The sequence below is a fragment of the Halomicrobium sp. HArcht1-1 genome (genome assembly GCF_058933285.1).
The window spans coordinates 225,029-237,122 of record NZ_JBZYDL010000001.1 but is presented as its reverse complement, the minus strand read 5'-3'; the positions used below and the strand labels follow the sequence as shown (position 1 = coordinate 237,122).

Sequence of the window (12,094 nt, the reverse complement as noted above, 5' to 3'; positions counted from 1 at the left end):
GTGCAAAAATCTTTCCTGGAAGATAGTCGTCTACCGACGTGTCTGCGTCCAGAAGTACTGAATTCCACCGGCAAGAACGATAGAAAACGCGATAGTCGCTACGATCCACAGATACAGTTTGCTTCCCGACAGCTGGTTACGGGTAGGATTCGCTACCAACCCGACCACCGAGATTATTGCGGCGATCAGTCCCGTCTTCAGGTTCACGATGTCTGCCATTGGAAGAAATGTTGTCTGCGATATCATATAAAACTATCTCCATAAATAACTAAATAATTTACTCGCCTGTCGTCGCTTTCTGTTCCGTGCCGTGACACCACTCGGCACTGACCACCGGTGGCAGTCCGCTGCGGTGTCCGGCCACCTAATATTTCCTGACAAACCGAATGAATTTAAACGCGGGGGTCGTAGCTAACTGTGAACAGAATGAACCTTGTAATAGACGGCGTAGGAAAACAATACGGTTCGGATAAGTGGGGTGTAAAAAACGTGGATCTCGAAGTCGGCACCGGCGTTCACGGGCTTCTCGGCCCGAACGGTGCCGGTAAGTCGACGTTGATGCAGGTGTTGACGACCGTGATGAAACCGACAGAGGGGACGGTTTACTGGAACGACACCGATATCGTCGAGTCGCCGGGGACTGTCCGGTCGGTTCTCGGGTATCTTCCGCAGAATCCCGGCGTGTATCCGAACTTGACGCTAGAAGAATTTCTCGAGTACATGGCCGCGATTCGAGGTCTCGATCCCGAAGAACGGGTTCGATTCCGGAACGTCCTCTCGGAACTCGCTGCCGATCGAGTCGTCATCCTGTCGACGCACATCGTGCCAGACACCCACCGGTAGGTGGTGGATTGATTCAGGTTCGAATATTGTTTCTGGAATACAAACACTCATATTGTCACGACGAACTGGACATAGCGTGTACGAGTTCAGCCCTGACGACATCGACAGCAGTCGGGCCAATCACCAAGCGGTAATACAGGACGCAGAGGATATCGACGCGAAGCGAATCGGGAACCTCGGGGAGATCGCGTTCGAGCAGTTCTGTCGAGAGTTCCTCCCGGCGGAAATGTGGGAGTGGATGAACGAAGACGCGCTCAGGCGATGTAATCCCGAGAGCTTCGCAGGCCACGATTTCGAGGTGTTTGGATACGAGATTGACGTGAAGACCTCCCGCGACGTGTCGGCCTTCCACCCGGAGAACCTGATCGAAAACGACGCAGACGACGACATTATCGTAATGGTCTGGCACCGGGACAACGAGGATAGTTTGATCATGCTGGGGTGGGAGCACGTCGACACCCTCAAATCGAAAGTCGAGACGGAACGGCGGTTCTCCGGTGATTCGCCAGCGAAGCTCGAACACCTCGCTGCTCGCCCGATGAACGACCTCCAGGACCTCGGGCCGAACACGGCGAACATGAACCAGACGCCGGAGAACCCATTCCAGCCGGGCGATCGCGTCGAAAAGCGAGCGGACGAAGACTCGTCGGTCGGGGTCGTCGTCGAGGTACTGCCGCCGGAGACGCAAATCGAGCTGTACGGGCAGGAACTCGACGGCGAAGGTGTCCGAGTCGCCTTCCCCAGCTCGCTCGACGAGGGACCGGGAGACTGGCGGGATATCGACCCGGCGCTGCTGTCGTCGTACTGCGACGATCAGGACATCAGCCTCTACACGTACAAGCACGAGAACCTGGCCTTCGCCGAGCGTCCGTTCACCGTCGGGGATTACGTCGTCAAGTCCTCCCACGACGATCCGAACTACGCCGTCGTGGTGAGCGTCGACGACGATGAAGTCAGCGTCGTTTTCGAGGGACCCATCGGAGAGGACGTTTCTCCGGCGAACCTTTCGCAGCACTGTGACGACGAAGACCTGAAACAGTACCAGTACGCTCCCGACGAACTGGAGTTTACGACGCTCGATCAGCACCTCGACCGATAGATCGGCGGACAGCAGAATGGCTCAGCGCTGTAGGGTCCGATAGTTCTCTTCGACCTGCTCGACTGGTTCTTCGATTTTGCGACCACACGCCACACACTGGAGTTCGACCGAACGGAGTGAGGTCGTGCTCGGGAGACGGCGATGTCCGTCTCCCGGCGTCCGGTCCGACTCCCGGGAAGGGTGACCACCTCGATCGTCGCATCACACCCAGCGGGGCAACGTAGCCATTCGTTCAGGGACATCGGATATGGATGGGTGAAAGGCTACTTCGCGCCGGCTCGTCCGAGTGTCGAACTCTTGTTGATCAGAATTGTTTCGGTTGACCACGCTTCGAGTAATACGGCACTATTCCTTCACACGATGGTCGGCACAATTCTGTCGTCTCCAGTTCTCGAATCCCGACGTAGTGTGAGTATCCGCCGAGCGAAGCGAGGCGGTTCGCTCCGAGCGCGCCGCAGGCGCGACTCGGAGAGTCTTTTTCATCGACGTTTTTCAAGGAGTGGTGCGCGGAGCGCACCCGACGCAGAAAAACGTCGACGGGCACGGTGGGATTCGAACCCACGACCGTCGGATCGCTTCCACCGTCACGGGCGTGACGGCGTTAGAAGTCCGACGCTCTATCCGGACTGAGCTACGTGCCCTCGTCGCCGCGTACTCCCCGGGCGGTCAAAAGCGGTACGACTCGGACTGGCGGTCGTCGCGTCGTCCGGGGCGGTGCCCAGCGACGGGCAGTCGGGCGTCTCACTCCTCTTGGTCGATGTCTTCTTCGGCTTCGTCGGGGTGGATCCCGATCGCGTTGGTGGTCTCGACGGCGGCCAGTCCGTCGATGGCACAGACGTCGTCGACCTGCTGGTGTGGGACGCGCACTTCGAGTTCGCCGAACTGGAGGCGGCGCTCGACGGTCGCGTCGGCGGCCCGGGCGGCCGCGGCGACGGCGTCGGGATCGGTCTCGTCGTCGGGTTCGAGGACCAGCCCGACGGATTCCCCGTCGATGGGGTCGTCCCGGATCGACCGGACGGCTCTGGAGACGTACATGCCGGCAGCCTGGCACGCCAGGCGCTTGACTACACCGGATCGGCTCCTTGCCAGCGGGTCTCGGCGATGGCGAACGCGAGCGTGCTGCCCAGGCCGAGCAGCGTGCCGGCGGTCAGTGCCACGGCCAGTTCCTCGATCGTGGCCTTGCCGAGGAAGTAGGCGCTGACGCCGTAGAGGACGGCCGCGATCGACAGCACGTAGAAGGGGGCGTTGAGGTAGCGCCACTCGAAGCTGTCCGAGAGGTACTTGTCGGTGACGCGGCCGAAGCTACTGGTGATGCCGGCGGCGGCGAACCACCGGACGGAGCCGAAGACGAGGCCGGCGATGGCTTCGGCGACCGATTCGATGGCCATCGACTCGATGGTCTGGACGCCTCTGACGCCGCCGATGATCATCAGTGCCGCCGCGACGACGTAGGTGATCACCGTCACGCGCCCGGTGTACAGTCCCGAGCGGATGCGGTCGACGGTCCGATCCAGCGTCTCCTCGGCACCGAGACCGCGCGCGAGGACGTACAGGCCAAGCAGACCGGAGATGATCCCGATGGCCGATCCCGGCAGTTCGAGGAAGTTCGCGAGGATCGCCAGCGGATAGATCAAGAGCAAGATGCCCAGCGGCACGAGGATCGTCCCGCGGGTCTCCGGGTCGTCGAGCACCTGCTTGATCGTGTAGTACATCGATTCGAGGTCCTGTGCCTGGCGGACGACCACGCGGTGGACGCCGTCGATGTGGATTCGCGAGCGGATCACGGGCACCACCGACTCGTCCTGGGCACCGTCGGTCACGAGCAGTGCGCGCACGTCTTCGCTGGCGGTCAGCGATGCGAGTACCGTGTCGACCTCCTCGCCGACGGCGCGGTTGGCTGCCACGTCGCTCCCGTCGACGCCGGTGACGGCTGCCACCTCGACGGCCTCGTCGTCGATGGAGTCGTAGAGGTGGACGCCCTCGAACAGCACGTTCACGTCGGAGTCTTCGGGGTCGGCAGTCGCCAGTTCGACTGCGGCCGACTCGACGGCGTCGCGGCCGACGACGGGCGTCTCACAATCCGTCTTGCGGCCGAGGTCGTCGTCGAGGTCGACACACAGTATCAGCAGCATCGAGCGGGAGTACGAGGGGGATCCGTATAATCACTTTTGTCGGCCGTCGACAGTCACCCCGCCGTTATCGTCTCCGGTGACGGACGCATACACTGTCCCGGACTCTGTTGCGAGGCTGATTCTGCAAGCATGGGTGTCGGTTTCGTCGGTACAAGCGCCAAACAGTGGCTGGTGTGGCTATCACACGAAAGAGCGACCAGGCTTGTAGCGAAAGAACGACTATCGGCTGATGAAAAACCAGAATCTGGGGGCATAAATGAAGATATGAGAGCAAAAAGCAAAATAGGGCCAATCCGATTAGAGATGCGTAAATTATGAACACGATTCCGGTGGTATAGTGGCAGGCGTGGCTGGGCCGACAGTGTAACGCTGAACTGACTCCTCGGCGGAACCAGGACCGCTCTCAGGGCACTGTGGCGACATGTGGCTGTTTGCTCGCCAACGCAAGATGGTGTCGTCGTTCCGTGGCCTCTCCTTTGACATCGTCAAAAAAGTGCCGTGTTTATTTCACACCAAATACAGTTCGATATCGCTCTCCGAAATGAATACGACGATAAATAATTCATCTAACGACGGTACTACTGTTAATTATATCTCATTGTCAACACGGCCGTTTACCATTGGTGGATAGTGGTCACTCATGCGGACTGGAGGTTAATCTCGACGACGTTTGCGGCCTGCACGACGCGCTCCGGAATCTCGGCCTCGAACTGTTGGCCCTGCAGCCTGCTCGTCGGTGCCGAGAGACTGATCGCTCCGCGAATCTGACCCTCGTATCGGATCGGCGCACCGACGGCGCGCAACCCCGACATCTGCTCTTCGTCGTTCTGTGCGAATCCCTGCTGTCGGACGGCTTCGAACTCTTCGCGCAGTGACGCCTCGTCGGTCGTCGTCTGTGGCGTCCGCTCGGCGAACTCGTAGTTCGTGAGAATCTCGTCGCGCCGCTCTGGCGGTGTGTGGGCCAGGATCGCTTTGCCGGCGGCAGAGCAGTGGAGGTTCCTCCGGGGGTGGCCCTTGTTTTCTTCGTACAGCGTCTCCCCGACGGCATCTGAACCGAACCGCTCGTACAGCGGGATTTCGCGGCCGTGGCTCTCGACCACGAGGTGGCTGGCCTCACCGGTCTCCTGCGCCAATTCGTCGACCTCCGACTTGCCGACCCGGTAGAGCCGGGACTGGCTTCTGACGTACTCACCGAGTGGCACTGCGAACAGTCCGACGTGATACTCTCCGTCCCTGCTTTGGATGTATCCCCGGTCTGCCATCGTCGCGAGGTAGGTGTGGGTCGTGCCCGGTGAGCGACCGATCCGGTCGGCGACTTCCGTCACCGTCGCGCCTCCCGAATCGCGTAACACTTCGAGGATGTCGAACGCCAGTTCCACCGACTGGATTCGTCGTGGCGTCCGGTCGTTCGTCATGTCACTCTGTACCACTTCACCGGTTGTAAAGTTTGTCATTGTCAAATATGTGTTTGTCGGTAGATCTCATGCGGCGACAGGCGGCTTTCCTCCCGTTTCGCCGCGTGCTGGCACGTACGCGGCCGCTCACCGGAACCCGCCGATAGATTTTTTAACCATAGTAACGCAGGGTGGTGTACGTCGCCATGAGCAAGGTACGTCTCTCTGATGTCACAAAGGTGTACGACGATCTTCTAGCGGTCAAGGAGATCGATTTCACCGTCCGGGACGGGGAATTCCTCGTGATGGTCGGTCCGTCCGGCTGTGGGAAGTCCACGACGCTCCGGATGATCGCGGGGCTCGAAACGATCACCTCGGGCGAGATCGAGATCGGCAACCAGGTCGTCAACGATGTCCGGCCACAGGACCGCAACATCGCGATGGTGTTCCAGAACTACGCGCTGTATCCCCACATGAGCGTTCGGGAAAACATGTCCTTCGGGCTGCGTCTCTCCGATGAGTACGAGGACGCCGAGATCGACGAGCGGGTGAACGACGCCGCCGATCTCCTCGAAATTCCGGGCTGCTCGATCGAGCTCCCCAAGCAACTCTCTGGCGGCCAGCAGCAGCGCGTGGCGCTGGGACGCTCCATCGTCCGAGACCCCGACGTGTTCCTGATGGACGAGCCGCTCTCGAATCTCGACGCCAAGCTCCGGACCCAGATGCGCACCGAACTCCAGCGCATCCAGGAGGAACTTGGCGTGACGACGATCTACGTCACCCACGACCAGACCGAAGCGATGACGATGGGCGACCGCATCGCCATCCTCAACGACGGCGAACTCCAGCAGATCGCCGAGCCGGAGGTGTGTTACGACCGCCCGAACAACAAGTTCGTCGCGGGCTTCATCGGCTCGCCGAGCATGAACTTCTTCGAGGTCGACGTGACCGAAAGCGGCGACGGCGTCCACCTCTCGGGCAACGGGTTCGAGACGACGCTCGGGGTGTCTCTCGACGCCGGTGCCTACACTCTCGGCGTCCGCCCCGAGGACCTGACCGTCGGCACCGACGAGGGCCACCTCGAAGCCGTCGTCGACGTCGTCGAGCCGATGGGCTCGGACAACTTCCTCTATCTGCACCCGCCCGAGGGCGACGGCGAGATCATCGCCCGCGTCGACAGCGAGTACCACCCCGATCCCGGTGAGACGGTTTCGCTGGGCTTCGACATCGAAGACATCCACTTCTTCGACGAGACGGGTGATCGCGTCCCGATCGACGACGAACCCGAAGCGATCCCGACAGCCTGAGCATGCTCTACGATTCAATCGGCGCGACCGACAGCGAGTGGGCCGGCAAGCCGTACGCCGAGATTCGCGAGGTCGCCGACAGCGACGGCTCGGTCCTCGTCGTCCCGGTGGGGAGCATCGAACAGCACGGCCACCACCTCCCGGTCGCGACGGACACCATCCTCGTCGACGCGGTCGTCCACGGTGGCACCGAACAGACGGGCGCTGACGTTCCCGTCCTCGTGACCCCGACGGTCTGGACGGGTTTCTCGCCCCACCACCTCTCGTTCGGTGGGACGCTGTCGCTTGAACTCGACCACCTCCGTGCGGTGCTCGAAGACGTAGCGCTGACTGGCATCCAGAACGGCTTCGACGCCGTCTGTTTCGTCAACGGCCACGGCGGCAACGCGGCGCTCGTCGACGCCGTCGTCAGCACCGTCGGCACCGAGACCGACGCCGAGGTCCTCGGGACGACGTACTTCACGCTGGCCACCGACGAGGTGGGAGCGCTGCGAGACAGCGAGGACGGCGGGATGGCCCACGGCGGCGAGTACGAGACTTCGTTGATGCTCCACTTGCGGCCCGACCTCGTCGCCGACGCCGCGAAGCGCGAGGGCACTCTCTGGGACGAACACTACGAGTGGAGCGGCGGCGACCTCCTGGATGGCGGTCCAGTCTCGGTGTATCGGTCCTTCGACGAGTACTCCGAGTCGGGTGCCATCGGCGCGCCGGAACTCGCCAGCGCCGAGAAGGGGGCTCGAATCTACGACGCCGTCACGAGCGAACTCGCCGCCTTGCTGGTCGCGATCCACGAACACAACGCGTGACCGATTGTTGGCCGTTGTTTTTAATAATCGACCCTGATAAATCGGCGGATTTATATACTATCGAGTGAACAATGCTGTCAGATGCCGAGCGAACAACCAGACTCACTTTCCGACGGACGTATCGACCGACGACGAATGCTCGAAGCCATCGGTGCCGGCGGCCTCATCGCCATCTCCGGCTGTATGGGCGACGGCGGCGGTGACGGCGGCGATGGCGGCGACGGCGGAGACGGCGGCGACGGTGGAAGCGACGGCGGAGACGGCGGCGACCAGCAGACCATCCAGTTCCTGACGATGGGGGTCGGCGACAACATCGCCGAGTTCTTCGAGAAGAACAACGCGGCCTTCGAAGAGGAGTACGGCGTCACGATGGACTTCACGAGCGTCACCTGGGACAACGCTCAGCAGACGGTCAACAACCGCGTCGACGGCGGCGAGGCACCCGACGTGGCTCGCTGGCCGGCCCGCTGGATCCCCCAGCTCGTCGGCAAGGAAGCGCTCGTCCCCATCACCGACATGATGGAAGGCGAGTTCGGCGACCAGTTCTACCAGGGCATGGCAGACGGCTGTACGTACCAGGGCGAGTACTACGCCGCTCCGTGGGCTGCCTCGAACAAGTGCTTCTACTACAACAAGGACGTGTTCGAGGCGGCGGGCCTCGACCCGGAGGACCCCCAGCTCGACACCTGGGACGACATGCTCTCGGCGGCCCAGACGATCACCGAGGAGACCGACACCCCCGCACTGGGACTGGCCGGTGCCGACGCCATCGAGACCGGCTCGCAGTACTACCACTACCACTGGTCTCACGGCGCGGACCTGATCGACGACGAGGGCCAGCCGGTCGTCAACTCCGACGAGGGCGTCGAGGCGCTGAGCTTCTACTCGGACCTGCACCTCGAACACGGCGTCACCCAGTCCTCGCCGCTGTCTTCGACGCGCCAGGACATCCGCCAGCTGTTCGAGTCGGGCTCGCTGGGCATGGTCATTGCTCACGTCTATACGGGAATCAACATCGACGACAGCGACGCCGACTTCGACTACGGCATCGCACAGGTGCCCGAGGGACCCGCTGGCCGCTACAGCCTGAACACCATCGACGGCATCTCGATCTTCGCCCAGACGGAAGTCGAGGACCTCGCGCGAGATCTGCTGCGGTTCTACTTCGACGAGGACCGCCACTTCGAGTACGCAAGCAGCAAGGGGTTCATGCCGACGGTCGAGGCGGTCGGCGAGCGTGACTACTTCCAGGACTCGGAGAACTGGGCACCGTTCATCGAGGCCGGTCAGTACGCTCGTGCTCGGCCGAAGCTCTCGAACTTCAACGAGTTCAACAACCGCATGGTCCAGGCGATCCAGGAAGCGCTGGGCGACCAGAAGTCCCCCCAGCAGGCCCTGGACGACGCACAGGCGGACCTCGAAGAGATGATGCAATAACAGATGGGCGTCGCAGAAGAGTACACGGAGTCGCCGGCCGACTCCCGTTTCGAACGGGGACTGCAGTACCTGTGGAAACACAGACAGGCGTATCTCCTGATCGCGCCGGCCGCGATCTTCCTGCTGAGCGTCGTCGGGTGGCCGATCCTGGAGACGTTCCGGCTGTCTTTTTACGAGTCACCGGCCGACTCGACGATCGAGACGTACGTCGGCTTCCAGCACTACGTGGAGATCTTCCAGAGCGACATCTTCTATCAGTTGCTCTGGCAGACCGGCCGCTGGGTGCTGGTCGGCGTCGCCGGCAAGGCGCTGCTGGGCCTGCTGATCGCAGTTCACCTCAAGGGTGACATCAAGGGCCGGAAGTTCTTCCGGACGGCGTTTCTCATCCCGTGGGGGATTCCCTACGCGATCTCGGCGGTCGTCTTCCGCTGGATCGAGCACCCCCAGTACGGCTACCTCAACGCGATCCTGATCAAGCTGGGCGTGATCGATCAGGGGATCGGTATCCTCGGGAACCCGGAGATCGCCTGGCTCGGCGTCGTCGTGGCCGACATCTGGATCGGGACGCCGTTCATGGCGATCATCTTCCTCGCGGGGCTCCAGTCGATCCCCGAGGAGCTGTACGAAGCCGCAGCCATCGACGGCGCGGAGAAGTGGGAGCAGTTCCGCTACATCACGATCCCACAGCTCAAGAGCGTCATCCTGATCGCGACGCTGCTGTCGACGATCTGGACGTTCGTCAGCTTCGACACCATCTGGACGATGACCGGCGGCGGGCCGATCAACACCACGTCCACGCTCGTGATCTGGATCTACCAGGTCGGGCTGCAAAACGGGAACCTCGGCCGTGGCGCGGCCTACAGCGTCGTCGGGTTCCTGTTCCTGCTGGTGTTTGCCGTGATCTACCTGCGGATCTACACCAGCGGAGGTGACGAACTATGATGGCCGGCCAGGAGCGCAGCCAGCTCCGCAAAGTCCGCCTCTACGGCGTGTTGATCGCGCTGCTGGGGATCATGATGTTCCCCTTCTACGCGATGTTCTCCAGTACGCTCAAACAGGAGTCGGAGATCTTCTCCAGTCCGGCGACGCTGTTCCCCGCGGACCCGTCTTTCCAGTCGTATCTGGCCGTCTGGGGCCAGACCGACGTGTTGCTGTGGGTCGGTAACAGCTTCCTCATCTCGCTGGGGACCGTCGCGCTGACGCTGTTGCTGGCGATCCCGGCGGCGTACTCCTGTGCGCGCAACGACTTCGTCGGCAAGCGATCGTTCCTGCTGGCGGTCCTCGTCGTGCAGATGTTCGCGCCGGTGGTGCTGATCGTCGGCCTGTTCGACGTCATCACCCAGTTCGGGATCTACAACACGTACCTCGCGGTGATCATCCCGGCGGCCGCGTTCACGCTGCCGTTCAACGTCTGGATGCTGTACGGGTACTTCCAGACGATACCGGAGTCACTGGAGGAGTCGGCCCGGATCGACGGGGCCAGCCAGCGACAGATCCTCACCAAGATCGTGCTCCCGCTGACCAAGCCCGCGCTGGTCGCGAGCATCACCTACACGTTCCTCTACGCGTGGAACCGACTGCTGTTCGTGCTCACCTTCCTCACCGACGCGGGGAAGTACAACATCCCACGCGGGGTGTTCTCGATGGTCGGGGCACTCCAGACCGACTGGCGGATGATGCTGACGGTCTCCGTGATCGGCATCCTGCCGCTGTTGGTCCTGTTTGCCTTCCTCGAGGAGTACATCGTCGCGGGCATGACTGCGGGCGCGGTCAAGGAGTAACGTCCCCACCCTTTCTCTCCTCGGCCAGAGCCGATACGTTCATTGTGGCTCCGCTGGCACACGTGAGCATGGAGATCACCGACGTGACAGCGACGACTGTCGACGTACCGCTGGTGGACCTCGAGGAACGTCTCGGGATCGGTCCGTACGTGACCAACCACGGCCGCGTCGAATCGATGGAACGTGTCCTCGTCCGCGTGGACACCGACGAGGGCATCGCCGGCTGGGGCGAGATGCGGACCTTCCTCTCACCGGCGGCCACGGAGTCGATCATCGAAGACGGAATCGGTCCGCTGATCGAAGGCCAGTCGCCGTTCGAGGTCGAACGGCTCCGCCGACAGGTGTTCATCGAGTACACCAACATCGAACTGTTCTTCGCCGCCGTCGAGACGGCCTGCTGGGACATCGCCGGCAAGGCACTCGACAAGCCGGTCTTCGAACTGCTCGGCGGGGCGACCGCACCGTACCAGACGACCGCGATGAACGCCGCCGCTGGTGGTGCCGACGCCGCCGACGACCGCGCCGTCGAGTTCGCCTTCTGTCTGGGTATCCTCTCGCCCGAAGAGTCCCGCGTGAAGGCCCAGGAGGCCCTCGACGCCGGCTTCTCCGTCCTCAAGACCAAGGCCGGCCGTGACTGGCAACAGGACGTGGCCCGCATCCAGGCGATGCACGACGAGGTCGACGGGCAACTGGAGTTCCGTCTCGACCCCAATCAGGGCTGGTCGCTCGATCAGGCGGTCCGCGTCGGGGCCGCACTCGAAGAGTCCGGCATCTTCCTGCAGTACATGGAACAGCCCATCCGCGTCAACGCCCACGACTCGCTGGCGGCGCTGCGCCAGCGTCTGCGCCAGCCGATCGCTCCCAACGAGGACACGTACATCCCCAACAATCTCCGCTCGCTCGTCGAGGCCGGCGCGATGGACGTGGCGGTCCTCGATCTGACTCCGGCGGGCGGCATCGCGGGACTGCGCCAGCAGGCGGCCATCGTCGAGGACGCCGGTGTCCCCTACACGCACCACTGCGCGTTCGACCTCGGGATCCGGACGGCCGCGATCTTGCACGCGGTCCACGGGATCCCCGGATTCTCCCTCCCGCCGGACACGACCTACTACGGCTGGGAAGACGACGTCATCGCGGACCCCTTCACCGTCGAGGGAGGGCCGGATGACCGTGCCGGACGACCCCGGCCTCGGGATCGACGTCGATCTCGACACCGTCGAGGAGTACCGCGTCCGATAGCTGTCGTCGTCGACAGATCGTCGTTCGCTCTGCTCCCGTCGGGGCCCGCCGCCGGG

General features: G+C 62.5%; 10 protein-coding genes, 1 tRNA gene and 2 pseudogenes. 8 read left to right on the top strand and 5 right to left on the bottom strand.

Features of this window, described 5'->3' with window-relative positions:
* Positions 1 to 30: 30 nt before the first annotated feature.
* Positions 31 to 219 (bottom strand): hypothetical protein, encoded by a 189-nt coding sequence (locus tag AC5FRZ_RS01285; protein WP_170093052.1) that lies wholly within the window; start codon positions 217 to 219, stop codon positions 31 to 33.
* A 207-nt stretch (positions 220 to 426) separates the two neighbouring features.
* Here AC5FRZ_RS01285 and AC5FRZ_RS01280 point away from each other — a divergent pair.
* Positions 427 to 831 (top strand): annotated as a pseudogene (locus AC5FRZ_RS01280) (ATP-binding cassette domain-containing protein); the annotation flags it as partial.
* Between the two features lie 88 nt (positions 832 to 919).
* A complete protein-coding gene (locus AC5FRZ_RS01275; RefSeq protein WP_170093051.1) occupies positions 920 to 1,942 on the top strand; it encodes a DUF7961 domain-containing protein in 1,023 nt (340 codons plus the stop codon).
* A gap of 537 nt (positions 1,943 to 2,479) precedes the next feature.
* On the opposite strand, the gene AC5FRZ_RS01270 is transcribed toward AC5FRZ_RS01275, so the two are convergent.
* The 4 genes from AC5FRZ_RS01270 to AC5FRZ_RS01255 all read right to left on the bottom strand — a co-directional run bounded on the left by AC5FRZ_RS01270 (position 2,480) and on the right by AC5FRZ_RS01255 (position 5,489).
* Positions 2,480 to 2,583, bottom strand: a tRNA-Arg gene (locus AC5FRZ_RS01270).
* Between the two features lie 100 nt (positions 2,584 to 2,683).
* A complete protein-coding gene (locus tag AC5FRZ_RS01265) occupies positions 2,684 to 2,977 on the bottom strand; it encodes a hypothetical protein (protein ID WP_170093048.1) in 294 nt (97 codons plus the stop codon).
* Between the two features lie 29 nt (positions 2,978 to 3,006).
* On the bottom strand, positions 3,007 to 4,074 hold the full coding sequence (locus AC5FRZ_RS01260) for a DUF373 family protein (protein WP_372479935.1): 1,068 nt from the start codon (positions 4,072 to 4,074) through the stop codon (positions 3,007 to 3,009).
* A gap of 638 nt (positions 4,075 to 4,712) precedes the next feature.
* A complete protein-coding gene (locus AC5FRZ_RS01255; RefSeq protein WP_170093046.1) occupies positions 4,713 to 5,489 on the bottom strand; it encodes an IclR family transcriptional regulator in 777 nt (258 codons plus the stop codon).
* 185 nt (positions 5,490 to 5,674) lie between these two features.
* On the opposite strand from AC5FRZ_RS01255, the gene AC5FRZ_RS01250 reads away from it, so the two are divergent.
* From AC5FRZ_RS01250 to AC5FRZ_RS01225, 6 genes and pseudogenes are all read left to right on the top strand, one after another.
* The gene (locus AC5FRZ_RS01250) at positions 5,675 to 6,775 is read left to right on the top strand and encodes an ABC transporter ATP-binding protein (protein ID WP_493563658.1); all 1,101 of its coding nucleotides are present in this window, start codon (positions 5,675 to 5,677) and stop codon (positions 6,773 to 6,775) included.
* 2 nt (positions 6,776 to 6,777) lie between these two features.
* Positions 6,778 to 7,581, top strand: coding sequence for a creatininase family protein (locus tag AC5FRZ_RS01245; RefSeq protein ID WP_170093044.1), 804 nt, complete (start codon positions 6,778 to 6,780; stop codon positions 7,579 to 7,581).
* A gap of 135 nt (positions 7,582 to 7,716) precedes the next feature.
* Positions 7,717 to 9,018, top strand: coding sequence for an ABC transporter substrate-binding protein (locus tag AC5FRZ_RS01240; protein ID WP_493563657.1), 1,302 nt, complete (start codon positions 7,717 to 7,719; stop codon positions 9,016 to 9,018).
* A 3-nt stretch (positions 9,019 to 9,021) separates the two neighbouring features.
* On the top strand, positions 9,022 to 9,960 hold the full coding sequence (locus AC5FRZ_RS01235; protein ID WP_493563656.1) for a carbohydrate ABC transporter permease: 939 nt from the start codon (positions 9,022 to 9,024) through the stop codon (positions 9,958 to 9,960).
* Positions 9,957 to 10,799 (top strand): carbohydrate ABC transporter permease, encoded by an 843-nt coding sequence (locus tag AC5FRZ_RS01230; RefSeq protein ID WP_372479940.1) that lies wholly within the window; start codon positions 9,957 to 9,959, stop codon positions 10,797 to 10,799. The genes AC5FRZ_RS01235 and AC5FRZ_RS01230 overlap by 4 nt, the downstream gene beginning before the upstream one ends.
* Positions 10,800 to 10,867: 68 nt before the next feature.
* Positions 10,868 to 12,038, top strand: a pseudogene (locus AC5FRZ_RS01225) (mandelate racemase/muconate lactonizing enzyme family protein).
* Positions 12,039 to 12,094: the final 56 nt, after the last annotated feature.

Coding starts and splice junctions, on each gene's coding strand:
- AC5FRZ_RS01240 (WP_493563657.1), top strand. CDS start 7,717: ATGCTCGAAGCCATCGGTGCCGGCGGCCTCATCGCCATCTCCGGCTGT.
- AC5FRZ_RS01285 (WP_170093052.1), bottom strand. CDS start 219: ATGGCAGACATCGTGAACCTGAAGACGGGACTGATCGCCGCAATAATC.
- AC5FRZ_RS01255 (WP_170093046.1), bottom strand. CDS start 5,489: ATGACGAACGACCGGACGCCACGACGAATCCAGTCGGTGGAACTGGCG.
- AC5FRZ_RS01250 (WP_493563658.1), top strand. CDS start 5,675: ATGAGCAAGGTACGTCTCTCTGATGTCACAAAGGTGTACGACGATCTT.
- AC5FRZ_RS01265 (WP_170093048.1), bottom strand. CDS start 2,977: ATGTACGTCTCCAGAGCCGTCCGGTCGATCCGGGACGACCCCATCGAC.
- AC5FRZ_RS01230 (WP_372479940.1), top strand. CDS start 9,957: ATGATGGCCGGCCAGGAGCGCAGCCAGCTCCGCAAAGTCCGCCTCTAC.
- AC5FRZ_RS01245 (WP_170093044.1), top strand. CDS start 6,778: ATGCTCTACGATTCAATCGGCGCGACCGACAGCGAGTGGGCCGGCAAG.
- AC5FRZ_RS01260 (WP_372479935.1), bottom strand. CDS start 4,074: ATGCTGCTGATACTGTGTGTCGACCTCGACGACGACCTCGGCCGCAAG.
- AC5FRZ_RS01235 (WP_493563656.1), top strand. CDS start 9,022: ATGGGCGTCGCAGAAGAGTACACGGAGTCGCCGGCCGACTCCCGTTTC.